The organism is Spirulina major PCC 6313 (assembly GCF_001890765.1).
GTDB classification, from domain to species: domain Bacteria; phylum Cyanobacteriota; class Cyanobacteriia; order Cyanobacteriales; family Spirulinaceae; genus Spirulina; species Spirulina major.
Window position 1 is genome coordinate 4,694,603 of record NZ_KV878783.1, and the last position, 24,507, is coordinate 4,719,109.

General features: G+C 52.2%; 26 protein-coding genes. 9 read left to right on the forward strand and 17 right to left on the reverse strand.

All coding sequences use genetic code 11. The features are described from left to right. Positions 1–20: 20 nt before the first annotated feature. The 10 genes from SPI6313_RS20760 to SPI6313_RS23775 all read right to left on the reverse strand — a co-directional run bounded on the left by SPI6313_RS20760 (position 21) and on the right by SPI6313_RS23775 (position 8,926). On the reverse strand, positions 21–1,229 hold the full coding sequence (locus SPI6313_RS20760; protein WP_072622711.1) for a phage tail sheath family protein: 1,209 nt from the start codon (positions 1,227–1,229) through the stop codon (positions 21–23). Positions 1,230–1,283: 54 nt separating this feature from the next. Further along, a complete protein-coding gene (locus tag SPI6313_RS20765; RefSeq protein WP_139276721.1) occupies positions 1,284–2,081 on the reverse strand; it encodes a peptidase associated/transthyretin-like domain-containing protein in 798 nt (265 codons plus the stop codon). Positions 2,082–2,214: 133 nt separating this feature from the next. Then, positions 2,215–2,796 carry a Pvc16 family protein gene (locus tag SPI6313_RS20770; protein WP_072622713.1) on the reverse strand — a complete coding sequence of 194 codons (582 nt, stop codon included), beginning with the start codon at positions 2,794–2,796 and terminating at the stop codon, positions 2,215–2,217. A gap of 4 nt (positions 2,797–2,800) precedes the next feature. Further along, on the reverse strand, positions 2,801–3,049 hold the full coding sequence (locus tag SPI6313_RS20775; protein WP_072622714.1) for a hypothetical protein: 249 nt from the start codon (positions 3,047–3,049) through the stop codon (positions 2,801–2,803). A gap of 30 nt (positions 3,050–3,079) precedes the next feature. Next, the gene (locus tag SPI6313_RS20780) at positions 3,080–5,071 is read right to left on the reverse strand and encodes a hypothetical protein (protein ID WP_072622715.1); all 1,992 of its coding nucleotides are present in this window, start codon (positions 5,069–5,071) and stop codon (positions 3,080–3,082) included. A gap of 1,175 nt (positions 5,072–6,246) precedes the next feature. Then, on the reverse strand, positions 6,247–6,516 hold the full coding sequence (locus tag SPI6313_RS20785; protein WP_072622716.1) for a hypothetical protein: 270 nt from the start codon (positions 6,514–6,516) through the stop codon (positions 6,247–6,249). Between the two features lie 116 nt (positions 6,517–6,632). Further along, positions 6,633–7,316, reverse strand: a complete 684-nt coding sequence (locus SPI6313_RS20790) for a hypothetical protein (RefSeq protein ID WP_072622717.1) — start codon at positions 7,314–7,316, stop codon at positions 6,633–6,635. Positions 7,317–7,574: 258 nt separating this feature from the next. Beyond that, the gene (locus tag SPI6313_RS23770) at positions 7,575–8,144 is read right to left on the reverse strand and encodes a hypothetical protein (protein WP_175551203.1); all 570 of its coding nucleotides are present in this window, start codon (positions 8,142–8,144) and stop codon (positions 7,575–7,577) included. Continuing rightward, on the reverse strand, positions 8,038–8,751 hold the full coding sequence (locus SPI6313_RS20800; RefSeq protein WP_072622719.1) for a hypothetical protein: 714 nt from the start codon (positions 8,749–8,751) through the stop codon (positions 8,038–8,040). The genes SPI6313_RS23770 and SPI6313_RS20800 overlap by 107 nt, the downstream gene beginning before the upstream one ends. Continuing rightward, positions 8,720–8,926: a hypothetical protein gene (locus SPI6313_RS23775; protein ID WP_072622720.1), complete on the reverse strand. Its 207-nt coding sequence runs from the start codon at positions 8,924–8,926 to the stop codon at positions 8,720–8,722. The genes SPI6313_RS20800 and SPI6313_RS23775 overlap by 32 nt, the downstream gene beginning before the upstream one ends. Positions 8,927–9,154: 228 nt before the next feature. On the opposite strand from SPI6313_RS23775, the gene SPI6313_RS20810 reads away from it, so the two are divergent. From SPI6313_RS20810 to crtR, 7 genes are all read left to right on the forward strand, one after another. Further along, the gene (locus SPI6313_RS20810; RefSeq protein ID WP_072622721.1) at positions 9,155–9,829 is read left to right on the forward strand and encodes an amino acid ABC transporter permease; all 675 of its coding nucleotides are present in this window, start codon (positions 9,155–9,157) and stop codon (positions 9,827–9,829) included. A gap of 19 nt (positions 9,830–9,848) precedes the next feature. Continuing rightward, positions 9,849–10,502: an amino acid ABC transporter permease gene (locus tag SPI6313_RS20815; protein ID WP_072622722.1), complete on the forward strand. Its 654-nt coding sequence runs from the start codon at positions 9,849–9,851 to the stop codon at positions 10,500–10,502. Between the two features lie 70 nt (positions 10,503–10,572). Then, positions 10,573–11,505, forward strand: coding sequence for a transporter substrate-binding domain-containing protein (locus SPI6313_RS20820; protein ID WP_084669135.1), 933 nt, complete (start codon positions 10,573–10,575; stop codon positions 11,503–11,505). A 419-nt stretch (positions 11,506–11,924) separates the two neighbouring features. After that, entirely contained in the window at positions 11,925–12,239 is a 315-nt protein-coding gene (locus tag SPI6313_RS24150) for a hypothetical protein (RefSeq protein WP_072622723.1), read from the forward strand. Further along, positions 12,224–13,117 carry a tRNA (adenosine(37)-N6)-dimethylallyltransferase MiaA gene (gene miaA, locus SPI6313_RS20830; RefSeq protein ID WP_072622724.1) on the forward strand — a complete coding sequence of 298 codons (894 nt, stop codon included), beginning with the start codon at positions 12,224–12,226 and terminating at the stop codon, positions 13,115–13,117. Before SPI6313_RS24150 ends, miaA begins: the two co-directional genes overlap by 16 nt. Positions 13,118–13,331: 214 nt before the next feature. Next, positions 13,332–14,150 carry a PEP-CTERM sorting domain-containing protein gene (locus tag SPI6313_RS20835; protein WP_072622725.1) on the forward strand — a complete coding sequence of 273 codons (819 nt, stop codon included), beginning with the start codon at positions 13,332–13,334 and terminating at the stop codon, positions 14,148–14,150. A gap of 138 nt (positions 14,151–14,288) precedes the next feature. Then, positions 14,289–15,236 carry a beta-carotene hydroxylase gene (gene crtR / locus SPI6313_RS20840; protein WP_084669136.1) on the forward strand — a complete coding sequence of 316 codons (948 nt, stop codon included), beginning with the start codon at positions 14,289–14,291 and terminating at the stop codon, positions 15,234–15,236. Positions 15,237–15,239: 3 nt separating this feature from the next. Here the strand turns inward: crtR and SPI6313_RS20845 are convergent, their stop codons facing one another. The 7 genes from SPI6313_RS20845 to SPI6313_RS20880 form a co-directional block, all read right to left on the reverse strand. Further along, on the reverse strand, positions 15,240–16,397 hold the full coding sequence (locus SPI6313_RS20845; protein ID WP_072622726.1) for a glycosyltransferase: 1,158 nt from the start codon (positions 16,395–16,397) through the stop codon (positions 15,240–15,242). 284 nt (positions 16,398–16,681) lie between these two features. After that, the gene (locus tag SPI6313_RS20850) at positions 16,682–17,845 is read right to left on the reverse strand and encodes a GuaB3 family IMP dehydrogenase-related protein (protein ID WP_072622727.1); all 1,164 of its coding nucleotides are present in this window, start codon (positions 17,843–17,845) and stop codon (positions 16,682–16,684) included. 126 nt (positions 17,846–17,971) lie between these two features. Further along, the gene (locus SPI6313_RS20855; RefSeq protein WP_072622728.1) at positions 17,972–18,400 is read right to left on the reverse strand and encodes a DUF5615 family PIN-like protein; all 429 of its coding nucleotides are present in this window, start codon (positions 18,398–18,400) and stop codon (positions 17,972–17,974) included. Next, positions 18,397–19,095: a DUF433 domain-containing protein gene (locus SPI6313_RS20860; RefSeq protein ID WP_072622729.1), complete on the reverse strand. Its 699-nt coding sequence runs from the start codon at positions 19,093–19,095 to the stop codon at positions 18,397–18,399. Before SPI6313_RS20860 ends, SPI6313_RS20855 begins: the two co-directional genes overlap by 4 nt. 76 nt (positions 19,096–19,171) lie before the next feature. Continuing rightward, complete coding sequence (gene hypB, locus SPI6313_RS20865) at positions 19,172–19,960, reverse strand: hydrogenase nickel incorporation protein HypB (RefSeq protein ID WP_072622730.1); 789 nt, start codon at positions 19,958–19,960, stop codon at positions 19,172–19,174. A 128-nt stretch (positions 19,961–20,088) separates the two neighbouring features. Continuing rightward, positions 20,089–20,859, reverse strand: a complete 771-nt coding sequence (locus SPI6313_RS20870; protein WP_072622731.1) for a class I SAM-dependent methyltransferase — start codon at positions 20,857–20,859, stop codon at positions 20,089–20,091. A gap of 627 nt (positions 20,860–21,486) precedes the next feature. Further along, entirely contained in the window at positions 21,487–22,638 is a 1,152-nt protein-coding gene (locus tag SPI6313_RS20880) for an NAD-dependent epimerase/dehydratase family protein (protein WP_072623262.1), read from the reverse strand. Positions 22,639–22,850: 212 nt separating this feature from the next. On the opposite strand from SPI6313_RS20880, the gene SPI6313_RS20885 reads away from it, so the two are divergent. After that, positions 22,851–23,147, forward strand: a complete 297-nt coding sequence (locus SPI6313_RS20885; RefSeq protein WP_072622733.1) for a hypothetical protein — start codon at positions 22,851–22,853, stop codon at positions 23,145–23,147. A 3-nt stretch (positions 23,148–23,150) separates the two neighbouring features. Then, positions 23,151–24,464, forward strand: coding sequence for a glycerol-3-phosphate acyltransferase (locus SPI6313_RS20890; protein ID WP_084669137.1), 1,314 nt, complete (start codon positions 23,151–23,153; stop codon positions 24,462–24,464). Positions 24,465–24,507: the final 43 nt, after the last annotated feature.

Below are 24,507 nucleotides of genomic sequence, written 5' to 3' on the forward strand. Positions count from 1 at the left end.
AACGGGGAGGGATGCGGATGTTACTGCTGAGTTTCCGTCACGATCTGGGAGATACGGAAGATCACAAATTCAGCCGGTTCAATCACAGAAACGCCAATTTCCGTGATCACTTGGCCAAGTTTACGAACATCCATCGGGTTCGTTTCGGCATCACATTTCACATAGAATGCCTCTTGCACCGTCGTCCCAAAGAGCGCACCATTACGCCATTCGTTGGTCAGAAATGCCGTAATATTACGCCGAATTTGGGCCCACAGTTCGGGGGTATTCGGTTCAAACACCACCCATTGAGTCCCCTCATCAATAGATTCGCGGAGGTAGTTAAACTGACGGCGAATATTGACGTATTTAAAGTCAGGATTATCCTTACCGGCTCCTAGGGTTCGTGCGCCCCAAATCCGAATATTGCCGTTGAGGTTGCGGATGCAATTAATCCCCACTTTGTTGAGGGGTTCTTGCTTGATTTTGCTAACGGCATATTTCAAACCCATTGCGCCTAAAATTGGCTCGTTAGCGGGTGCTTTATGGACTCCTCGCAGATTATCCACACGGGCATAAATTCCGGCTACATAACCACTAGGAGGCACAAATTTTAATGCATTACTAATCGGATCAAAGACTTGAATCCAGGGGTAGTAAATGGCGGCGTAGTCAGAGTTACCGAGAATTTTGCCATTTCCCGGTTCGAGTTCGTCGAGGGTAATCTCTTCAGGTGTATCAAGGATGGCAAAGCGATCGCCGAGATTCCGACAATGGGCATCCAATTCTGACAAGGTTGATGGGGTGGTGACACCGGGTGCAGCTACGATCGCAATTTCATCAATGGCTTCAAATGCATCTAATGCATCCTTAATGTCTTTTTCTGCTGCGATCCACACCACAAAGCAACGGGTTCCCCCATTCTTGAAAAACCCATAAACTGCATGGGCTAAGGTGTTTTGGTCAGGATCAGTTGAAAAATCACCAAAGAAGCTTTTGAACTCGCCGAAGTTTGTACAAAGCTTGACTTCCTTTTCCGCCGCAAGTTTGGATTTGGGGCTAGCCGCTGCATCGGTCGCTGAGGTCGCTGAGGTTTCATCTCCTGTATTTTCAGTACTGGTCTCTTCGCTGGCATCGGTTGGAGACATAATTCCAATGAAACCAGCCGTGCTTGTGCCAACTCCTGCGATCGGGGCGAGTCCCGATCGCACTTCTTCGACATAAACGCCCGGTGATAAATATGTAGGCATTCTCCTTATTCCTTATCGTTGAGGATAATAATCATGAAGCGAATCACGCTTTATTTAGGACTGGACAACAAGCTGAACATCACATTGTTTGATTTCGCCAGGTTTTAGAACAACGTGCTGCTGCTGTTGTGTATAGCCTGATGCAGAAAAGTTCAATGTCAATGTAGGTGAAGCTAGCTCAAGTCCGACGAGCCGATAGTTCCATGCTTGCTGTTGATTCTGTTGCAAATGACCAGAGGTTAAGGTTTGAGACTTATTTTCTGAACAATGCACTTTTGCCATTTTAATGGGCTCTTGATTGACAGCATCAATGACCTTACCCAATAGTGTTGTTGGCGGCAGTTCAAACTTGAGTTTGAGTATATCAGAAAAAACTGATGTTTCTGATGAATCAAGAGAAGACGGAGTCTCTTTTATCTCTACATCAAGGATGATTTGTCCATAGCATGAACCTGCCATCGGTAAGGAGGCTTCTAGTTGATAGAACCCAGCGGGTAAATCAGTAAAATAGAAGGAACCATCGGCACGAGATTGAGTGCGTCCATAGTTGGTTTTCTGGGCATTCCAATCCTGTATTGATACGGTATCTAATAGGGATTGAAAGGCTGAAAATTTGTCTGAGTTACTGATGTCTGATGCCCCGATCATGGCTTGCAAGTGATTCAATCGGGCTGTGCTGCTGATGGTGGGATCAAACAATTTGGCCTGAATGTCTTGCCCGTTGGGGGGAACAGATACCGGAGGGCGTGGGGGCGATCGCCACCGTACCCAACGCTCCGGTAAACCAAAGATTCGCACTTTGGTTAAGAGTGGCTGGATGAAGGCATCCGGGGCTTGGCGAATGGTGATCAAGGCTCCGGCTAACCGCTCTTGGGTCAGGGCATTTTGTACCCTGCCTGCCAATGTGACGCGGCGGTGACGCGGGTTCGATCGGTGGGATTGCTGGATCGTCATGGGCATTGGTTTAACCATCGGTGGGTGAACCTCACGACAAGCGCAAGAATTGGGGACGATGTTCGAGGACGAGGGGGACTTCTTCGGGGTCTTCGGTCAGAGGAACTGCGATCGTCGCGGTGCAATGTAACGAGACCTTGGGCACACCGCCCATCACTTGCCAGAATTCCCCCAAACTCTGGAGGTAACCCGATTGCAAAACGGTGAGTGTGACCGGGAGAATGGGGTCTTGGAGACTGCCCTGGAGTACGGCTGAGGGAAGCACGGGATGGCGCAACAAGAGGCGCATCAGTTTGCTCAAAATATGGTGCTCTTGTTGGGGGTCGTTGGCGTTGACCCAGACGGTGATCAGATAAGAGCAGTCAATCCGAGCGGGGGGCTGGAGTTTGATTGCGGTGCCGTTGTCTTGGCGCTGCATTTTCCACTCGCGGCTCCGTCGCTCTAGGTTTTCCCGCACATCATACAGAAACAGATTGATCGCGGGTTTTTGCTGGATTACGCCTTCTAGGGGTTGCTCAAAACTAATGGCGACCTGGGTTTCGCCCGAATTTTGCAGGCCGGGCAGTTCCTGGAGCAAGAAGGTTTTTAAACTGCTGTCGAGATCATCTAACATCGGGTTAATCCTCGGAGGTTAGATCGGGTAGGTCAGGGGTGGGGGTTGTTGGATTTGGTTGCGATCGCTCCCTCTCCGACTCACGATCAGGAGCGGCGGCGAGTTCTTCTTCCAGCACTTGGATCGCGCCCCCAATCCGCAGTAAGGTTTCGCGTAAACTAAGCTGTTGCGCCTCCAAATTGGCGAGGGCTTTTTGCCCAGCGGCGTATTCAGTTTTGAGGGCTTGCAGTCGGTTTTGCAGTTGCGATCGCATCGAATTTCACTCACTACACGATACGGATGCTTAAACGAAGTAAGGCAGTTCTAAATCATGGGTTCCGATTTCCCGGAAATAAATGCGATCTTCCCAATCGTCCCAGCCACCTTTATCAGAGTGAGCGGTGTTTTTACGAGTATCAATTTTGACGCTGAGATACTGCGTCATGCGATCGCCGGGTTCAGGATTTCCTAAGGCATCGTCGATGAGCTTGGCCGGAATGCGAGCTGCTATGTACTGCGAACCCTGCCGACCATTCCAATGGCGCGCAAAGGGGTTGTCATAGCTTGCCAGGAATCGATCCACCGGAACATCTTTTCCATTAACAGTGACTGTAATTCCTGTGTGGACAGAGTTATTCCAACTGTTATTGAGTACAACCATAAACAGCAGCTTATCTCGCCCGGACGGAACAATCGGAACCATCAATTCTCCATAGGTTTGATCATCAATGGCTGCTACAATATCGCCATCCTGTCTAGCAGAATGCCAAAGAAGCGTATCGCCTCCATTGAGCTGCCAATGGTAGACCACCGCAGATTGAGTCGCATGACCCCAGGGGTTGGTGCTAAAGGCCACTCCAGAAGTCCAAAAACCGGTACTGGCCTCTTTGTGTACCAATGTGACTTGGCCCGAATTCCCAATGGGAATGGGCAGCCACTGATGCTGGGTGGATGACGTATCGCTTAAAGAACCATCGGGGCAGTAGTGATTAGACGCTCTCCGACCCGCAGTCCAATTCCCTAAGTCCTGGAACGCTCTCCCTTTCTTTGAATATTCCGCTTTAACGGTGTGCCAGTGGTCTACACAGTCAGCAAGCCTGACCCACACTGTGTCATAGCCGGTTGGAACAGTTAGCAAGGCTCCTCCCTCATCTTCCTTACCACATCCATACTGGATCGCTGTACGCATGTAGTATGGACCTTTATTTGTATGCTTTGTGTTGTCGTAATTTTGGGTTAGTTTCCACTTCTTGATTACTTTGGCTTGTTCTGCCTCGAAAATATCTTGGTAGATGATTGTGGGGTTTTCTGATTCCGCCGTTGGATTATTGGGGTCGATTGCTGCTGCTGGATACATCCGATGGCGCATTGGGTTGATCAACTCGAAATGTTGAACCCGCATCGTTTCATGCACCGTTACCGTTCCAGTTGCCCGCTCCACCGTCAAGCGCGGCCACTCCACTCCATCCTCTGACGCAATCAATCGTAACGATGCCGTTGGATCGCTCTCATCTTCTGACCCTTGAATCTTCCAGCCCACCATCTTGCCGTCTTTTTCGCTGAGGCGAACGGGGGGAGCTTCTCCTGTGGGTTTCCCTGCGTTCGCTAAGGCGGCAGCAATGTGATCTTTAACCGCTTTTTCCGAGGGGATCACATTCGGGCGATCAATGGCTGGAATACTTTGGGAAATACCCTCAATCAAGGTTTCTCCTAACTGTAATGCTCCGGCGATCGTTAAGTTGCCTTGAATACTGAGATCCTGACCATTACTCCGCAGCGTAATATCCTGAGTCGCACTCGGTAAACGCACCCCAGAATACTGCCGCACCGTAACATCAATGATCACTTGACCCTCTTCAAGCATCACCTTCGCCAAATTAATCGTTTTGGCATCTTCGGTGTGGATTGCTTCTAAAGTCAGCAGCGGCACTTCTTCAAAACGGGTGAAACTATCGGGAATTTCTGGCTGTTGCAGAATTTTGGGTTCTTGGTGATAGCGCAGACAAAGCCAGCCTAAACCGCTAATTTTGCGAACCACATCCTCCGGCAAAATCACCAAATTGCCTTCCCCGTCGATGGCGGTTCCGGACTTGATGACGACCTCCGGCTGACCCGCGATCGCCTCCACCTCCAGACCTTCAACAATCCCCGCCAAATGGAGACGACTGTTAACGTAGCGTTGGCGATCGCTCAAATAGCGATGGGCCAATTCAAAATCTTCATCAAGTAGATACTGGCCCGGAAAATAATTAGGGCGTTGTAGGGCGAAATTCACCCAATCTTGTTGTGATGGCATACGATTTGAAGTTCATAGAAATAGAGTAACTCAGCCTAGTAAAACAGACTATTCTACAAAGCCACCATTGACTTCAACGTCAGACGTTCTGCATCCATAAAAAGAGTTAGAAGCATCATTGCAACATCAATCCCAAGCGATTGATAAGTAGGCAAAAAGCTCAAGCCTCTTATTGACTATAGCGATCCTAAATCAATCGGAGATCTGATCTCCCCATCAACAAGGGGCTTAAGTCGCTTGCCTGTTCATGAATCAAATAGGATTGCTATAGAATTTCAGAGCTTCTAATTAATTTAGGATTGCCATAGATTGTAAACATACAATCTTTTTTAGGACTGACAAGCTTTAACTAATCAAGGCTTATCCCGAAAACATTATTGATCATCAAAACAATACCTTAAAATTTATCGATGGCAACAAACACCAATAAAAAATCAAAGCATTTCACAATAACACCACACGATTCAAGATCAAGGTATCAAAAGAACGTTAAACATTTAATTAACCGCTATCGCATTTCTTGAGACTATCAGCACATGAATTTCCCTTAAGCCTTCGTTGCCAGGGACAATCAGAGTCCTCATAAATCGAGATAACGCCGGATCAAATGTTATTTCAAACCTTCGATTACTTTACTTAAGCTGAATAATATCACACCATTTTACTATCCACCAAAAAAAAGCTATTAAGTTTTGTAATGATCGATGAATTTATATGGAATTCTTTGAAGTGATATGATAGGTCGGAGGTCGATCCTCAGTCATCCAAGACCTCTATTTATACGGTGTGTCAACCCCTTGCAGACCCATTAATCGCTTGGGATTTTGATCCATCAATTCCCGATAATCCGCTTCCCAAGGGAGATTAGAGTTCTCCTGTGTCGTAAAAACACGCTCTAAATTCTCATGAAATAAATTTAACTGACAACATTCGTTTGTCCGGTTTGGAGGGGAAGTAACTCCTATGGAATGGGGTACTTTAGCCGCAGTCTTGGGCTGGAAAGACTCCAACCCAATTGCACCGAATTGCATCAAGATGTATCGTTTTTTATTCTACAATCAGAGTTTAATTGATGTGATCCGGCTTGAGGTTTACTGCTCTGGGGCGATCGCTCTAGAACGAATCTCGGCGAGGGGAAACTGAGCCGGTGGTTCGGAGAGATAGCGGGAACTGGGTTAGGGACAACGGGCAGGTTGGCCGGTGGGTGCGTTGGCGATCGCATCAAACCCGCTATTATTCGCCCCCACATCCGCAAAGCCGACAAAATTCACCGTCGATCCCCCCAAAACAGCCAAATTCAAATCATCCCCGCCCGCGAATACACCGGGGTTATCGCTGCGATTGCCCGTAAAGGCGGCAATACAGAGATTACCAGCGGCGTTATTAGTTTGGACAAAGACGCTATGCTGGCCCGCCTGTTGAATGAGATTGTTCGTAATGCCCACATTCGTTAACGATCCCCCATTATTACGAGCGTGATGCGTAAAGCCCCCTGAATTTTATTCGGGGGATATAAGCGAATAACCGAATTGATTCGGTGGTGATACAATAAAAGCGTTCGCTAGCGCGAAGTAAAATTCCGGGGTGAGCACCTTATGGGCAGGGCGTTGTCCATTGGGCGAGGCAAGATAAGACGGGCTACGCCTGCAATTGCTGTCTGAACCCAGAATCCCCCGTCATTTATGCGGGGGAGTACGTCAATAAAGACAAAAATTCCCTGGGCTAGATTACCCGCCGTTGAGAGGGTATTGCCGACAACGGTGACATCTCGCAACATTCCATTGGCATTGCTGCGCAGAAAAACACCTGTGGAATCACCGATGGCATCGTTAGGGCCGGTGGTGGTGACGGTATTTCCAGCAACCATCACATCATTGAGGGTGCTGTTTTGTGTGGAAACGAAAATACCACGGGCCGCAGTGCCAGCGGTGGTGACGGTGTTGTTGGCAACGATCGCCCCGCTCAATGTGCCACCCCCATCAGCCCGCAGAAAAATGCCATCGCTATTAAAATTCACTGCTTCGACGGTATTGCCGGTAATCGTGGTGTTGCGAATCATGCCGCCATTGGCATGGAGATACATCCCTTCGCCATTGCTGCCGGTGGTGGTGATTGTATTACCGGTAATGATCGTATTGCTCACCGTGCCGCCCCCGTTGCCATGGAGAGAAATGGCATGGGATTGATTATTGCCTTGGGTGGTGATTTGATTGCGATCGATGGTTGCGTTACTGACATTTACCAAAATTCATGGGTCTAAAGCCCCGTCCTTCCAGGACGGCTTTTTATGGTTTATGATTAGCATAGCGGATAGGGTAATCAACCGCTTTAAAAACCCGATGCTACCTAACTCGTAGCGACTGAACCTTGGAAATTGAATCTATGGGGTTCTACTTCATTGTTCTAGACCTCCCTGCAAGTAGATAAAAGATTCACAGGGACTAGACGAATCAGTTTTTGGCAAATATTGCTGCCAATCCAAACAAACTTTGGAGCAATCCAACTACGGTGGGGCACACCGAAAGTAACGCTTGGGGAGAGAACCACCTCTATGTAGGACTTCGCAAGGAATCCTAGGTAAGTGGACTCGGTGAGCCAAGAATCCCCGTGCCTTTAGGCCGGGGAGTGTCAAGCCGAGAATGCCCCGCTGATTAACACCCGTGGTGATCACGTTAAAGCCAGACAGTTGTCTATTGTTCCCCATCGCCACCTGACCTGTAAACCCACCATTGGTAATCGTCGCTCCGTCTAAACGGGGTAGGGTTCCTGTGCCTGATCCGGGTAATTGCACCTGACCCACATCTGCAATATCGAGGGATTGAACGACTCCGGTGGAGAGCACCCGCACCTGATCGGGAATGATAAAGCCATTCAGCCCCGGATTTGTGCCCCCATCGACATAGATCACATCATTGCCAGCGGATTGGGAGATCGCCACCCCGGCGGTCACTTCCCCAAAGGGATTTTCAAATGTCCCATCTCCCCCCACGGCTCCCCCCGTCACATGGAGAAAGCGCCAAAACTCCCCCGTTGCCGGATTGCGGGCGATTTGATCCGTGAGGCGATCGCGCATCACCGTTGTCGTCACTTCTTGCTGATGATCCAGGGCGATCGATCGCTTCTTGCCGTTCCACCCCGCGCCCCAAACGCGCCAACACCGTTGGCGATGGATCGGTCTTGGCCGATTGCCCCCCCAAGACTGCCCCTAATTTCACCGTTAACTGTGTCCCAAAATGGCCATCCGTCGAGACCGTAATTCCCGCTGTCCAACGATCATTAAACTCCCCCAACAACCGCCCCCGCATGCCTAAATAGCGGCCCTTCCGGGGAATATTCAACCCATAAACACCCCAATAACTATAAATACGGCCCGTTTCCCAAGCCCATAACGAATAACCCGCCTCTAGATCCCACCCCGCCACAGCGGTTTGAAATTGGCGTGTTGTCGTTAACGTCTTTTGTCGGAGCAGGTCATAGAGCAAACGTTCCTCGGTAAACCGGACATTTGTAGTTTGATTCGCGGTGGTCGCGACTTGATTTTGGGCAACCTGACGACGGCGATCGCCCACCGGCAGATAGCCATTAAACCGCCCCACCCATCGGGAACTTTGCAGATCTCCGCCAAAACCCAATTGGTGAAAACTCTCTTTAAAACGGGTGCGCCGCAGATCGTAACCCACATAACCCCCCCCAAACGAGATCCGCCGTGGGCAGATATTCCCGATAACCCAACCGGAAATTTCCCCCCCATTGATCCTCCGCAAACCCTAAGAGGCGAGCTTCAGCAAAAAACGTATTCAGTTCAGGGGTTTGGGCAAAGTTCAGTCCATTCAACGACTGCCCATGCACAGCCATCCGCCACGCGCTGCAATGTATCACCTCGATAGCCTTGCTCTGCCTAGATATGCTCCAGGGTGGGTTCGTTCAAGGGGGTATCTGTGCAACCATCATGCGGACTACAATGCGATCGGCATCAACCAAATGCCCACACCCAAGCCAGAAAAACCACTGTAGCCAGTTACACAAACAAGACCGAAAGCACCCTTTACTCTGCACATAGGATAGTAAGCGAGCTTGCGTCTGATGGGCTACACCCCGCAATTTTCAGTAGTTTGGAACAATTTAGGCCTCTTTGCCCAAGGGATTTTTCTCACCTTGCAAATTGTGGTCGTTGCGATCGCCTGCGGTCTTCCCCTTGGGATTGCGGGCGCATTGGGGCGCACCTCCCACAATCGCCTGCTGAATTGGCTGGCCACCGCCTACGTGGAATTTTTTCGCAATACCCCTTTTCTGATTCAACTGTTCTTTTTCTTCTTTGGCCTGCCTAGTATTGGCGTTCGGATGTCATCCTGGCAGGCGGCGGTTCTGGCCTTAGCGATTAACTTTGGGGCCTATGCCACCGAGATTATGAGGGCCGGAATTGAAGGGATTGAGCACAGCCAAATTGAAGCGGGGATGGCCTTGGGGTTTAATAAAATGCAGATTTTTCGCCATGTGATCCTCGTCCCTGCCTTGGGAAAAATCTATCCAGCCCTGGTGAGTCAGATTGTGATCGCGGTGCTGTTTAGTAGCGTCGTGTCGCAAATTTCCGCCGAAGAATTGACCTTTGTGGGCAACTTTTTACAATCCCGCACCTTCCGCAGTTTTGAGATTTATCTCGCCATTTCCTTGATGTATGTGGGGCTGGTTTGGGTGATTAAATTAATCGCCTATGGGATTCAACAAAAGTTTTTTGCGTTTACAAAATATATCCGTTAGTCCTTTAAGCCATTGAGTTGTGCAAGAGTTTACCCTAGCCCAAATTCTGACTAATTTGTTGATTGCGACGCAATGGACGATCGCACTTTCGGCGATCGCATTTGTGGGGGGCGGCTTGGTGGGGTTTCTGTTAATGTTGATGCGCATTTCCGCAAACCGGGTGATTAAAGGAATTAGCATCCTGTACATCGAGTTTTTTGAAGCCACGCCGCTGCTAATGCAGCTTTTCTTAGTCTTTTTTGGGATTTCTGTCCTATTTGGGATTAACTTTTCTGCCTGGGTGGCTGCGGCGATCGCCCTCACCACCTACACCAGCGCCTACCTAGGGGACATTTGGCGGGGTTCCGTCGAAGCCGTCCCCCAGGGACAATGGGAAGCATCCAAAGCCCTGGGAATGGGTTATTTTCAACAGTTTCGTAAGGTAATTTTGCCCCAGGCGGTGCGCTTGTCGATTCCCTCCACGGTGGGGTTTGCCGTGCAGGTGGTGAAGGGAACCTCCCTCGCTTCCGTGATCGGCTTCGTTGAACTGACGCGATCGGCTTCGTCGATTAGTAACGTGACCTTTCAGCCGTTTTTGGTGTATTCCATCGCAGCGGTGATCTATTTTTGTCTGTGCTTTCCCCTCTCGCTCTGGAGTCGGCGCTTAGAGCGTCAGTTTTCCTACGATCGCTAAACGTCAAACGTCATGACCGCCAGCGATCGCATTCCTGCTTAAACTTGTTTTTTCTCTGTGAGGATCGTTTATGTTCACCGCAATTTCTCGATTTTTTAGTCATACCCTCGGCCTGTCCCCCCGTTGGCGATCGCTACTCATGGCGGTTGTTTTGAGTAGTCTCTTCACCCTGGGAATTGCCTCCTGTTCCGCAGGGTCCATCACCTCCCAAGACGTAGCCGGCAGCACCACCACCGCCCAATCCGATACCGCCCCCGAAGATTCCGAAAGCACCGCCCCCGCCGGGAACACCCTCGATAGTATTTTGAGCGCAGGTGTGATTAAAATCGCCGTCCCCCAAGACAGCCCACCCTTTGGGTCAGTGGGAACCGATGGCGAACCCCAAGGCTACGACATTGAAGTCGCCAAACTGATCGCCACAGACTTAGAAGTAGACATTGAACTCATCCCCGTCACCAGCACCAACCGCATTCCCTACCTCCAAACCGGACGAGCGGATCTGGTGATTTCGAGCTTAGGCGCAACTCCCGAACGGGCCAAATCCATCTATTTCTCCTCAACCCCCTACGCACCCTTCTTCTCTGGGGTCTATGGCCCCACCGAGGCTGAGGTGTCGAGCTACGAAGACCTGTCCGGTTTCAGCATTGGTGTCACTCAAGGGTCCCTCGAAGACCTCGAAGTGACCGAAAAAGCCCCAGAAGGCATTGAAATTCGTCGTTTTGAAGACAACAGCATCACCATTTCGGCATTATTGAGCGGGCAAGTGGATCTGATTGCCGCCGGTAACACGATTGTGGGCCAAGTGATTCAGGATAACCCAGAGGCCGGCATTGAGAATAAGTTTGTGATGAAAAATTCCCCCTGTTATATCGGCGTGCGGCGCGGCGATCTCGATATGTTGGAATGGGTGAATGTCTTTATCCGCCACAAACGCTTTTCTGGAGATTTCGATACTCTATCCCAAGCCTGGTTTGGTGAGCCACTGCAAATCCCGTCATTCTAAGCATGCCTGATCCGATAGCAATCCTCTGAGTACAGGACAAACGTTGAAATGTACGGCGGCATCTTGATTTTGATGGGGTGGGAGCATCCTGCTCCCTATGTTGTCTGATCCCAGCGGGCAAGATGCCCGCACGACAGACTATGGATTTTGATGGAGCGTGTTGAGTTTTGCTATTGTTCCACCCAACCTAGTGGACTGTCTAGCCTCAGATGGCAAGTAACTTGAAGACTGAGCGGAGTCGAAGTCTGGTGCTCCGGGGTTCGACTCCGCTCACCCCTCTGGATAGCAACTCACCTTTTTAAGCTAGACAAGACACTAGTCGTGTTAGGCTGATTATCTTGGATTGCAAACGTCTAGGAACGATCACAAGGCTAAAAACCGACAGTCCTGGAAGCAGTTAAGGGTAAGCAGGCAGCGGAATGAGTGGGCGGATTGCCGACTGCGTCATCCAATCTAACGATTTGGTCGCCTCGGAAGACTTGAAGGTGAACGGGTTAGTCTGCGGTCGGCATCGGGCTGAGTCGATAGTGAGGCGGGTTTGTATCCTGCGCTTTGGACTAACTACCGTGGGGCTACCGTGGGGCACAGGGGAAGTTATCCGCTTGGGGAGATTAGACCTCTGGTGGGGTTGGAGCAGTCCGGCTCGGTTCAGTCCGGTGGATGAACCCAGAATCCCCGTCGCCGTCTTCGCGGGGAGTGTCAAGCAATTGAGTTCAGCATGGTTTCAGGATTGATTGTGGTTTGTGGGCCTACGGCCAGCGGCAAATCGAGTTTAGCGTTACGTCTTGCGCAACGGTTGCAGACGGTGATTATCAGTGCAGACTCGCGGCAGGTGTACCGCGAGTTTACGATTGGCACGGCCAAGCCGACGGCGAGGGAATTGGCCCAAGTGCCCCATTACTTAATTGATGTCTGCGAACCGACAGACGTTTTGACCCTGGCAGAGTATCAACACCAAGCCCAGGCCGTGATTCATACCGCAGCAACGCCGCCGCTCTTGGTGGGGGGGACGGGACTGTATATCAAGGCAATTACGAAGGGTCTCAAAATTCCCCCTGTGCCGCCCCATCCGGATCTGCGATCGCAATTCCAATCCTTCGATCAACCCTATCGCTACCGGCTTTTACAACACCTTGACCCCGATGCCGCCCAGAAAATTCACCCCAACGATGCCACCCGTACAATCCGCGCCCTCGAAGTGTTTTATGTGACCGGGTTGCCAATCTCGCAACAACAGGGGGAAAATCCGCCCCCCTATCCGATCGTACAGATTGGCCTAGATTGCGATCGCCTCGATCACCGCATTCAACACCGCACCACAGCCATGATCGACCAAGGACTCGTGGCAGAAGTCGAAACCCTCTGTCAACGCTATGGCGAAGATTTACCCCTCTTAAACACCCTAGGCTATGGCGAAGTTTGTGCCCTGTTGCGGGGAGAATTAGCCCCGACGGAATTAGGAGATCGCATCAGTCTCCATACCCGCCAATTTGCCAAACGTCAGCGAACATGGTTCCGGGCCTATCCTGAAATCCATTGGTTTGATGCCGACCACCCCGATCTTTTTGAGCAGGTTTGGCAATGGCTGACTGAATCCCAATCAAACAGTTGATCAACGTAAGTAATTAATGTGATCCATATCACGTGGATCGCCTTCGGTGATCGATAACATTAGAATTATCAAAATTCTCTCGCTAAAGTATTAGCAAAAAACGTTGCTAAATTTAGGTTACAGTGTTTATCCTGATACTAAGGAAGACTTTAAAGTTAGTGCAGTGACCTTGTTTACTGTGATATTTACGTAGACACCACCATTATTGAGTTTTATGTATCAGCCCAAAATCATCCTCGGAATTGTCGGAACAGCGATCGCATCTCTCAGCGCCGCCCTGCCCGCTCATGCCTTCTCCATCTATTTCGGACAAGATGCCAACCCCAACCCCACGGACTTTGCCAATACCTTCGACGACATCGTCAACTCCAGAGCGGCTGAAACTGCTTTTCTAAACGCCATTACTGGCGAGGGAACCGAAGACTTTGAGGGCTTTACGGCATTTTCCGATGCACCGCTTGATATTTTCTTCGATGCTGTGGCAACAGCAACCCTGAGCGGGGGAGGTGTCGCGTCCGAAGTGAAAACGGTTGATAAAAGCCTATTGGATGATCCTGGCACGCCCGCCAGCGTCAAAGCCGATATCCTCCGCGAAATTGAGAAGGGGCGAAACGCATCTTCTGGGACGCAATATTGGCTGACCAATGGTGCGCAAGACTTCCAGGTTAACTTTGATACTGAAGTGGCGGCCTTTGGGTTCTACGGCTATGACTTGGGTGATTATGATGCCACAACGTATCTGGATTTGTACCGTGGCGGCGAACTGATCAGTTCTCTCCTGATTCCCAATGGTGAGACGGCTGGGATTAACGGGTCAGCTTTCTACTTTGGGTTTGTGGGCAATGGTAACCAAACCTTTGACCAAGTGAACTTCCGGATGAATGGAGTGACAGGAGATGAGTTTGCGTTTGATGATATGACGGTGGGGAGTCAGCCCGTGCCTGAACCCGCAAGTCTTTTAGGCTTGTTGGGGGTGACGGCGGCAGTGACCACGCTCTTGAAGCGTCGGGATGCGTCCAAATCTGAATCCTAATCCTAAAAACCAGTACCTCCTTTGCTTGTCCCCCCTGCGATCGCATGGGGGGTTTTCTCTGCGTCATGATTCTTAAAGATTGCCAATCTCGCTTAAAATACGGACAAGCAAATTCATCCTCCTTCATCCATTGTGACTATGCAGGCGCAAGCCCCCGCCCCCACTGTGCCGTCTTCCCTAATCCCCCGTGATGTGATTAATGCACCGGGGGGACTGAATCTTGATGTGGGGCTTTGTCTGAGTGCGATCGCCCTCCTGATCGGTGCTCACTGTGGGTTCTGGCTCTGGGGTTGGTGGCATTGGGCTTGCTTCACCTGTAGCCTGGTGGCGATTCATCTCTCCGGATCAGTCATTCATGATGCCTGCCACAACGGAGCACACTCGAATCGCATCGTGAACGCCACCCTTGGTCACATCAGCGCCCTGATTATCGGTTTCGCATTTCCCGTCTTCACCCGTGTCCACCTCCAACACCACGCCCATGTCAATGATCCGAAAAACGACCCGGATCATTTCGTCTCCACCGCTGGCCCGCTTTGGTTGATCGCGCCGCGCTTTTTTTATCACGAAATTTTCTTTTTTCAGCGGCGACTGTGGCGCAAGTATGAGTTGCTGGAATGGTTCCTCAGTCGGGCATTTTTATTCGGGATTACCTGGGCATCGTTGCAATACGGGTTTTTCTCCTACATTGTCACCTATTGGTTTTTGCCAGCGGGAATTGTCGGGATGGCGTTGGGTTTGTTTTTTGACTACCTGCCCCATCGCCCCTTTGTGGAACGGAATCGCTGGTTAAATGCACGGGTGTATGCCAGTCCGCTGCTGAATTTGCTGATTTTGGGCCAAAATTATCACCTCGTCCATCACCTTTGGCCGTCGATTCCCTGGTACAAATATCAACGGGCCTACAGCCTCGTCAAACCGACCCTCGAAGCGAAGGGCAGCCCGCTACGGTTGGGCATTTTTGAAAGCCAGCGCGACTTTTGGACGTTTCTCTATGATGTGCTGATTGGGATTCGCTTACCCCAGGCGTGGCAGCGGGCTTGGGTGAAATGGTGGACAGCACGGCGATCGCCCTCCACTCCTTAACGATTATCGTGTTTGGGGTTGGGGGGTGTCACCGTTGAGGACGGCGCGATAGAGGTCTTCGAGATAGGCGATTTGGGTGACGTGGTTAAAATTCTGTTCCATGTGCGATCGCCCCCCTCGGCTGATCCGCTCCCACAGTTCATCCGATTGCAACAGCTCTAAACAATGGTGCGCGAGGCCGTCCACATCCCGCTCTGGGGTGAGGAATCCCGTTTCACCGTGAATCACCGCCTCCGGAATCCCTGCATGGAGGGTACTCACCACGGGCAACCCCATCGCTTGCGCTTCGACGATCACCGTGGGCAATCCTTCGGAATCGCCATTGGCGGCGGTGACACTGGGGGCGGCAAAAATACGAGCGCGATTCATCCAGGTTTTCACCATTTCCGGCGGCTGCATCCCTAGGAATTGATAGCGTTTTAATTGTTGCTGGGCTTGGGTTTCCAAGGACTCACGGAGGGGGCCGTCACCGATGAAAATCAGTTCCACATCCGGCGCTTGGGCTTGGACGGCGGCGATCGCTTCGATCAACACATCACACCCCTTTTTCTCCGCCAATCGCCCCACAAACAACACCACCCGCTCCCGTGCCACGGCGGGATCAGCCTGGAACCGCTGCACATCCACGCCGCCGTAATGGGTGATCGTGCGATCGGCGGGGAAGCCTTGATTGAGCAACCGTTGGCGGATGAAGTCTGAAACGGGCAGAAAGAGCGTGGCCCGCGCTTGGAGTGTTTGCAGGCGACGGTGATAAATCCAATGGTTGAGGGATTGGTAGCGGGCTTGTTTGGGGTCGATGGTGGCATCAGCGCCGCGATAATGGACAAGGAGCGGGATGTTGAGGCGTTCGGCCCAGGGGAGAATTAACGCGCCACTGAGGCCGAATTGAGCGTTAATCAACACCGGGTTGAGGCGTTGCAAGTGGCGATAAAAATCGGGAGCGATCGCACTCAATTTAAACAACTGTTCAATCACCTTGCCGCCGGGCTGGCCGTGGTTGATCACGAGGGTGCGATCGTTCGGTAACTCTAGCCCCTCCACCCGCCGCGACCCCACATAATAGGCCGTAAAATCTTGAATCTGTTCCGCCAAATCCCGCACAAAAGTTTGAGACGGCGGCAAAAGCAGACTATTAAAAATCAAAACCGTCGGATGAGTCATAACAGATCGAACCGATTGCCAACAAGAGGAACATCAACCACAAAAAACGGGGGTTTGAACACCAAACCCCCTCAATCATACGGTTTTCAATCTGGATCAAAAACCCTCTACCTTAGCGGGAGCATCCTGCTCCCTGTTTTGTCTAAATCCCAGCGGGCAAGATGCCCACACTCCAGAGGCTGAATGTTGCTGGAGCCTGTGGGGGTTCGCGATGACCCGACCTAACCGACGCAATAATAAGGGTTTCAGCCTCAGCCTGATTTTTTGTCCTGTACTCAGACCCTCTACTTACCCATGCCCAACTGTTGAGCCTTTTGGTACACCTTCCCTTCTGTCAGCAGCGACGGCGCGATCACCACTTCCACCTGTTGCATTTCCTTGATGTTCTTCGCCCCCAAGGTTCCCATACTGGTTTGCAACGCCCCTAAGAGGTTATGGGTTCCATCATCGAGCCGGGCCGGGCCGCGCATGATTTCTTGAATCGTCCCCGTCGTGCCCACATTAATCCGCGTTCCACGGGGCAGCACCGGACTCGGCGTAGCCATCCCCCAGTGATACCCCCGGCCCGGTGCTTCCGCCGATCGCGCAATAGGCGACCCAATCATCACCGCATCGGCCCCACAGGCGATACATTTGCAAATATCCCCCCCGGTGACAATCCCGCCATCGGCAATAATCGGGATATATTTCCCGGTTTGGGCGTGGAATTCATCACGGGCCGCCGCACAGTCCGCCACCGCCGTCGCTTGGGGAACGCCCACACCAAGCACGCCGCGAGAGGTACAAGCCGCACCGGGGCCAATCCCCACCAGCACCGCCGCCGCGCCCGCCTGCATCAGTTGCAGCGCCACATCGTAGGTGACACAGTTCCCCAATGCCACGGGCATGGGCATTTCGGCGCAGAATTTCGCCAGATCCAGGGGTTGAATAGTTTCGGGGGAGAGGTGGGAGGTGGAGACGACGGTGGCTTGAATTAAGCAGAGATCCGCACCGGCTTCGGCCACGACGGAGCCGAATTTAGCCGCGCCTGCTGGGGTGAGACTGACGGCGGCTTTACCGCCTTGGGCTTTAATCTCCTGGATGCGTTGCCGAATCAGATCCGGTTGGATTGGTTCGGCGTAGAGTTTCTGCATTAACCCGACGAATTCGTCTTTGCCCACTGAGGCGATCTGATCGAGGATCGGGTTAGGGTCGGCGTAGCGGGTTTGAATGCCTTCGAGGTTGAGAACGCCAAGCGCACCGAGTTCGGAGAGGAGCGCGGCCATCTTGACATCCACAACGCCATCCATGGCACTGGCTAGGATGGGGATTTCTAAATCAATCCCACCAATGCTGAAGCGGGTATCGGCTAAGGCGGGGTCTAGGGTACATTGACCGGGGGCTAGGGCGATTTCGTCGAACCCGTATGCACGCCGTGCTGTTTTCCCTCGTCCAATTTGAATGCTCACTACTGTTTTTCCCTTCCCAAAGCGTTTAGGATAGGCTATCAGATTTGGGGGGTCTTCAGCTAGGCGATCGCGCCTCTCGCGGGCCAACCGATGGCAGTAAAACGTGCCACTTCATAGGCTAACCCTCTACGGTGATACATTTTGCTGCATAGTGTTAGCATCACGCCATCGTGTTACTGAGCCATCCTTATAAATTTTGAAGATAAAAGGAGCAGCTTCTTGCTGCACGATGTTTTCACATTTTCCAATCACATTGGCAAAGACTTGGGCGGTCTCAGCAGAGCTCATATTGCCCGATACAAGGGTAAAAAGCCGGGCGTTTGAGTTGGCGACGGCTCCCAGTTCAATCATGCGCTTGCCAATATTTTTATCCTTGGTCAGGACAATCCAGCCGCGTTGACTAACGACAGGAAGCCAATCTACATCTTGGGTATTAACCGGAAAGTGGTCTTGGAGTCGTTCAACGGTATAGCCCAGATTGCGGAGAGTGGCGGCGACACTTTTGGGGAGTGCGTGGTCAAGAAAGTAGGTATAGGAAGGTTGCGGGTGGGTCATGCCGCTTGACGCGAGGACTCAAACCGGATGGCGGCACGGACTTGGGCGGGGGTGCATTCGTAGTCTGCGGCCAGGTCTTCGATAGTATCGCCTGCGTTGTAGAACTCAGCGAGAACATCGGTGGGAACTCCTGTGGCGGTGATGATGGGCTTACCAAAAGAGTAGCGGGGGTCAATGCTGATGATTTTGTCGGCGGGATCGGTGGGGCTGATGAAGGGGTAGAGTCGGACGGCAATATTGTCTTCCCACTCAATGCGCTTGAGTAGGTCTTGGATCACTGCACGGATGGCAAGTTGTCCAGCCCGCGACACGTTAATCAGAAGATCGGCATGTTCCATGAAGAGGTCTACGCCGTCGGTTTTGAATTGGTTATGGATCAGGGGGTGGGATGTGTTGAATTTTTGGCCAAGGTAGTCGATCGCGCCCCGCACGTTGGAGAGCGGTATACCGTGAGTTTCGCGAATGACGCGCAAGATATGACCTTCAAGGAGGTTATTGAAGCTGAGCAGGGGAGTTTTGGGGTTGGGGCGTTGGATGAGGGGCGGGCTTTGCCGTTTGCCGTTTTGAGTGGTGTAGGTGCGTCCGTTGAGCCAGGTGCTGAGGGTGACAGTGGGCACACGAATATAATGGGCTGCGTCGGCAACCCTATAGGTCGGTGTGTCGTTGAGATTCGTAAGCCACGGTGTTTCAGGCATTGCGGGTGAGCGATCCACTGAACTCCAGAATATCAATGTTGCTGGCGGTTGAGGGTGTGATGCTGAGAGACTTCCGCTAGACGATCGCACCCACTCCACACCGTTCTTCGAGGTATTGATACCAATCCGTTAGGCCGAGGCCGGTTTTGGCGGAGACGCTGAAGATAGTGGCGGTGGGGTTGATGGCGCGGATATTGGCGATCGCTTCCCCATGATCAAACCCCACCGCCTCGGCAATATCGAGCTTAGTCAACAGCACCACATCAGCGGATTTAAAGAGAGTGGGGTATTTCAGGGGTTTGTCTTCGCCTTCGGTGGTGGAAAGCAGGACAATGCGCAGGGTTTCGCCGAGGTCGTAGGCCGCCGGACAGACGAGATTGCCCACATTTTCCACGATCAGCAGTTGGATCGCGTCGAGGTCGAGGTGTTGAGCCGCCGTCAGTACCATATCGGCTTCGAGGTGGCAGAGGGTTCCGGTGGTGATTTGGACACTGGGAACGCCCGCAGCGCGGAAGCGTTGGGCATCATTGTCGGTTTCCAAATCTCCCACGACTACGCCGCAGCGCAGGCCGCCTTGGCTCGCGGTGGCTTGGAGGAGGGTGGTTTTGCCGGAACCGGGGGAGGAAATGACATTCAACACCAGCAGATTTTTGGCGAGGAAATAGCCGCGATTGCGTTCGGCGAGGCGATCGTTTTTGGCGAGGACAGATTCGGTGAGGTGGAGGGTACGGGTGGCGGGGGCGTGGGTGTGGTAATGGTTGTGGGCATCGTGGGCATGATCGTCGCTGGGGTGATGGTGATGATCGTGATCGGCGGTGAGAATCGTCACGCCGTTTTCGCTATGGCAGCCGCAGGTTCCGCACATGGTTAAGACCCCTCTAGTAATTTAAGGTTGCTCGTCTTTAGCCTAGAGGCGATCGCCCCCTCTCACCCAATTACTCACAATTTTTTTAGCCCACACCACCCCATACGGAAGATATTTTGAGGACAGCTTCACGGCTGACAGAGGTAATAGAGCCATTGCGCAGTGTGGGTGGCGAGGTCTTGGGGGGTGGACAGTTCGCGGCCTGTTTGCCAGGCGAAGACGCGGATGGTGTTAAACCAAGGGTGCAATTGTTGAAGCTGATGTTGGGGGCGGATGTAGTAGTGAGCAAGGCGAAAATTGTGGGATTCGTCGCGGACGATCGCAGTCTCCATGGTTTTGAGCCGCGCCGCTGTGATGCCTCGATTCTTCAGACGAAGGCAGAGCCACATCACCAGGTTAATGTAGGTAGTGAGGGGATTCCAGCTGACTTGTTGAACGGCATTAAAGGCGAGTTCGAGGCCTTGGAGATTGTGGCTTGAGAAGCAAAAATAGCCCCCTGGTCGTAAAACGCGATGAATTTCCTGGAGCATCTGGAGGCGATCGCTCTGTCCCACATAGTCCAACCCATTGAAGCTAAACAGCACAAAATCAAAACTGCGATCGCAAAACTGCCCCAAATCCCGCCCATCCATCCGCTCAAACCGATAGCTTGGGAACCGTTGCCGACACCCCTGAATCATCACCTCTGAATAATCAATCCCCACATAGTCCGCCACCACAGGCGCAAAATATTGCGTCGTGCGCCCACCCCCAACGCCAATATCCAACAGTCTCGCCCTCGCCAGATCCTCTCGTAACTCGTCTAAGATTGCCGATTCAGCCCCTTGGATCTGGTGAATCTGTTGATAATATCGAGCGATCGCCGGGTCGCAATAGGTTTCATAATTAGAATCAGCCATATTTTCCTGCTGACCAGAAATCCCTGGGTTGCCTGTATTATGGAACGTTAATCGCAGTCTGACCCTGTAAGCTCCTGTCTCAGGGCAAGGGACGAGATTGGGGCAGTCTGACCCATTTTAGGATGAAGAGTTATGCCCAAGGGCAAGAAAACGGCGAAGAGTTCAGACTCTCTAGAGCACTGGAAAGCTACGGATAAACTACTATTTGTTTCTCTACCTGCCGCGATCCACAACCGGCGATGGCCTCTCGCTCACAGCATGAGCAGCGTTCCCATCGCTATCGTCTTGAGCTCCAGGTTCGTACTTTTCGCTACCCCCCTGACTAAACTTTTGTCAGTCAATCAGACAGTCGCCTCAGACGATGTTTGCTGCTGAGGAACTGTGATTGTTAGGTTTACTTTCGGGTCATGCGGTTGACTCTCTAGGACAGGCTACCTTGGCCTTGGCGAAGTTAGTGGGTTTTGCCCCTTCTCCGAAGCAACCCTTGCCAGGGGTCAAAGTTCTGGCTAATGCGATTGAGCGTTTCTTTTTTTTCAGGCAAGGTGCTCAAGGCTACGTCCAAACCCCTACAGAATTAGGTTGGGAGAGGGGTTTGGGGTGAGGGTAATGCGTGAAAAAGCTCGTCTCCTAACGCCGCCAGGAAACCTTCGGGAGAATTTCTTGCTTATCTACCCGATCTTGATATTTCACCGCAAAATTCAACAGGGAATCCAACAGAGAATCCGAGAGGAAGTGAGGCTCTAAACCGAGATCTAAGAGCTTGGTATTTTTGGCGTTGAAATAATGTTCTTCGAGTTCGACGCGGGGGTTATCCACGCTTTGAATCTCTATTTTGAGACCGAGGGTGCTGCCGGCTTTTTGCACCATTGTTGCTAAATCGCTGATGCTAAAGAGTTCCGTGAATTGGTTGAAGACGCGGAAATCACCGGGGTCGGCGGGATTATTGATCGCAATTTCAATGCAGCGCACGGTGTCGCGAATATCGAGGAGGCCGCGGGTTTGGCCGCCTTTGCCGTAGACCGTGAGGGGATGCCCGATCGCGGCTTGAATACAAAATCGATTTAAGGCCGTACCAAACACACCGTCATAGTCCAAACGGTTCACCAGCAGTTCATCCATGCCGGTTTCTTCGGTTAACACACCGTAGACAATCCCTTGGTTAAGATCCGTGGCGCGGAGTCCCCAAATTTTACAAGCGAAGTGAATATTATGGCTGTCGTGAACCTTGGATAAGTGATAGAAACTCCCCGGTTGTTTGGGGTAGGGCAGGGTATCTTTGCGGCCGTTATGTTCGATTTCGATGTAGCCTTCTTCGATGTCAATATTGGGGGTTCCATATTCACCCATGGTGCCCAATTTCACGAGGTGACAATCGGGAAACTCATCGCGCATGGCAAAGAGAATATTGAGGGTTCCAACGACGTTATTGGTTTGGGTCATGACGGCATGTTCGCGGTCAATCATGGAGTAGGGGGCTGATCGCTGTTCGCCAAAGTGAACGATGGAGTCGGGCCCGAATTCTCGGAGCGATTTAATCAGAAAATCGTAGTTATTAATATCACCGATGTAGAGATCAATCTGTTTGCCTGTTAAATCTTTCCAGCGTTGCAGTCGTTGCTGAATCGGTGCAATGGGGGTGAGTGTATCAACACCCAGTTTGGCATCCCAATGACGGCGGATCAGGTTATCAAGAATGCCGACCTCATATCCTTTATTGGAGAGGTGGAGTGCTGTGGCCCAGCCGCAATACCCATCCCCACCGATGACTAAAACTTTCATATTGCCTTTTTTGTGATTGTCTTTACCGATACTCGCTAAATGTATCAGGTATTGGGGCATTGTTGGGGATCAAGTTTAGGGGGAGATTAAGGGCGAAATGGGGGGCGATCGCAGCCTGGCTCTGGCTCCATTCTGACGGATTGATCGGGGAATGACGGCGGCGGGAATGAGATTCGCTAAAATAGCGGCAGTGTTGGCTAACGAGGCTCCCTATGCGATCGCGATTGGTATTGATGGTTGGACTCCTCCTGCTGGTGTGGCCCTGCGGGATGGCCGGTGCGATGCCACCGCCGGAGGATACGCCGGAGGAAGTGTTACGCACGGAAATTATTTTGGAGGCGCGATCGCCTCAAACCGGGGAACGGCTCACGGCGGCGGACTATGCCCAAGTCGAAGCCGCCCAAGGAGAACGGGCCTACGATCCAGAACTTGATCCCCAAGTGCGTCACTTGATTTTCCTCCTGCAACTGCGCAGCATGTTAAGGCCGATTATCCCCTTCCTGCCATAGCCGATGCGTGAACTGTGGGGGTCGGTGATTATCTTTTTAATATGCCCCGTGCTAGGGGGCTTGCCCGTGGTGGATTGGCTCGTGCAGCGGGGAACGGGGAAACGGTTGCGGCAGTTGGGGACGGGGAATCTCTCGGTGTCGGCGGCGTTTTATCACGGCGGGCGCACAGTGGGAATTTTGGCGGTCTGTTCTGAGGCGGCGAAGGGGGGGATCGTGGTGCTGTTGGCGCGGTGGTTTTTTACGACGGAACCGGCGTGGGAGATTGTGGCCTTGATTGCCTTGGTGATGGGTCGCTATTGGATGGGCGGCGGGGCGGGGACGACGAATGTATTTTGGGGGATTGTCGCCCATGACCCGATCGGGGCGGTGGTGATTGCCTTTTTGGGGTTGATGAGTTTTACCCTGGTGCGGGAACGGCGGGCGGGGCGCTATGTGAGCCTGTTTTGGCTGGTGATGATTTTAGCCGTGCGGCAGTCGGGGCAAGATTATGCGATCGCCGTTGTGATCCTCGCGGCCCTAATGGCTTGGATTTACACTAAAATTCCGGATGATCTGGAGTTGGTTGAACCGACGGATCAAACGCAAGATACGCGCACCCTGTTTCGATTTTTTCGCGGAGATAATGCTGTGTTGACCCTACGCGATCGCTTAGAACCCCAGAAAGTCGGGGCCAAGGCGGCCACCCTGGCTACCCTGAAACGTTGGGGTTACGCTGTGCCCGAAGGTTGGGTCTTGCCGGCGGGGGATGATCCCCAGCCCTTAATTTTGTCCTTGAACCCATCCCCAGAGCAGCCGTTGATTGTGCGATCGTCGGCGATCGGCGAAGACTCCGCCTCCGCCTCCGCTGCCGGTCAATACGTCACCCTGCCCAACATCACCACCCCTCCCCAACTCGAAGCCGCTGTCCTCCATTGCCAAACCTCCTATAATTCGCGCCGTGCCGTCGAATACCGCCGCCACCACCACCAGCGCGACCAATCCCTTGCCGTCCTCGTTCAACAGCAAATCACCGGGCAATATTCCGGCGTTGCCTTCAGCCGTGACCCGGTGGATCAATACCGGGATGTGGTGGTGATTGAGGCTCTGCCGGGGGGCGCGGCGGCGGTGGTGTCGGGTCAAACCACCCCGGAACAATACAGCGTCCATTTTGCCGCTGATTCCGTCACGCCACCGGATCGCGAGCATCCTGACGGCGATCGCCCGGAACTGGATGATCCCGCCGCCTTGGCGATCGCTGGCGAGGGTTCCACCCCCTCCCACGTCTTACAACAGGTGGCCCGTCTCTGCCGTGACCTTGAAGCCCGCTATCATGGGTAGTGCGTCAAAATGATGTGGGTTTGGTAAAGTAGAGGAATCGTTA

What these genes read in the sequence shown, in the direction of transcription:
- SPI6313_RS20760 (WP_072622711.1), bottom strand. Translation starts at nt 1,229, where the DNA reads ATGCCTACATATTTATCACCGGGCGTTTATGTCGAAGAAGTGCGATCG.
- SPI6313_RS20770 (WP_072622713.1), bottom strand. Translation starts at nt 2,796, where the DNA reads ATGTTAGATGATCTCGACAGCAGTTTAAAAACCTTCTTGCTCCAGGAA.
- SPI6313_RS20775 (WP_072622714.1), bottom strand. Translation starts at nt 3,049, where the DNA reads ATGCGATCGCAACTGCAAAACCGACTGCAAGCCCTCAAAACTGAATAC.
- SPI6313_RS20780 (WP_072622715.1), bottom strand. Translation starts at nt 5,071, where the DNA reads ATGCCATCACAACAAGATTGGGTGAATTTCGCCCTACAACGCCCTAAT.
- SPI6313_RS23770 (WP_175551203.1), bottom strand. Translation starts at nt 8,144, where the DNA reads ATGCGCGATCGCCTCACGGATCAAATCGCCCGCAATCCGGCAACGGGG.
- SPI6313_RS23775 (WP_072622720.1), bottom strand. Translation starts at nt 8,926, where the DNA reads ATGGCTGTGCATGGGCAGTCGTTGAATGGACTGAACTTTGCCCAAACC.
- SPI6313_RS20810 (WP_072622721.1), top strand. Translation starts at nt 9,155, where the DNA reads ATGGGCTACACCCCGCAATTTTCAGTAGTTTGGAACAATTTAGGCCTC.
- SPI6313_RS20820 (WP_084669135.1), top strand. Translation starts at nt 10,573, where the DNA reads ATGTTCACCGCAATTTCTCGATTTTTTAGTCATACCCTCGGCCTGTCC.
- SPI6313_RS24150 (WP_072622723.1), top strand. Translation starts at nt 11,925, where the DNA reads ATGAGTGGGCGGATTGCCGACTGCGTCATCCAATCTAACGATTTGGTC.
- miaA (WP_072622724.1), top strand. Translation starts at nt 12,224, where the DNA reads ATGGTTTCAGGATTGATTGTGGTTTGTGGGCCTACGGCCAGCGGCAAA.
- SPI6313_RS20835 (WP_072622725.1), top strand. Translation starts at nt 13,332, where the DNA reads ATGTATCAGCCCAAAATCATCCTCGGAATTGTCGGAACAGCGATCGCA.
- crtR (WP_084669136.1), top strand. Translation starts at nt 14,289, where the DNA reads ATGCAGGCGCAAGCCCCCGCCCCCACTGTGCCGTCTTCCCTAATCCCC.
- SPI6313_RS20845 (WP_072622726.1), bottom strand. Translation starts at nt 16,397, where the DNA reads ATGACTCATCCGACGGTTTTGATTTTTAATAGTCTGCTTTTGCCGCCG.
- SPI6313_RS20855 (WP_072622728.1), bottom strand. Translation starts at nt 18,400, where the DNA reads ATGACCCACCCGCAACCTTCCTATACCTACTTTCTTGACCACGCACTC.
- SPI6313_RS20860 (WP_072622729.1), bottom strand. Translation starts at nt 19,095, where the DNA reads ATGCCTGAAACACCGTGGCTTACGAATCTCAACGACACACCGACCTAT.
- hypB (WP_072622730.1), bottom strand. Translation starts at nt 19,960, where the DNA reads ATGTGCGGAACCTGCGGCTGCCATAGCGAAAACGGCGTGACGATTCTC.
- SPI6313_RS20870 (WP_072622731.1), bottom strand. Translation starts at nt 20,859, where the DNA reads ATGGCTGATTCTAATTATGAAACCTATTGCGACCCGGCGATCGCTCGA.
- SPI6313_RS20880 (WP_072623262.1), bottom strand. Translation starts at nt 22,638, where the DNA reads ATGAAAGTTTTAGTCATCGGTGGGGATGGGTATTGCGGCTGGGCCACA.
- SPI6313_RS20885 (WP_072622733.1), top strand. Translation starts at nt 22,851, where the DNA reads ATGCGATCGCGATTGGTATTGATGGTTGGACTCCTCCTGCTGGTGTGG.
- SPI6313_RS20890 (WP_084669137.1), top strand. Translation starts at nt 23,151, where the DNA reads ATGCGTGAACTGTGGGGGTCGGTGATTATCTTTTTAATATGCCCCGTG.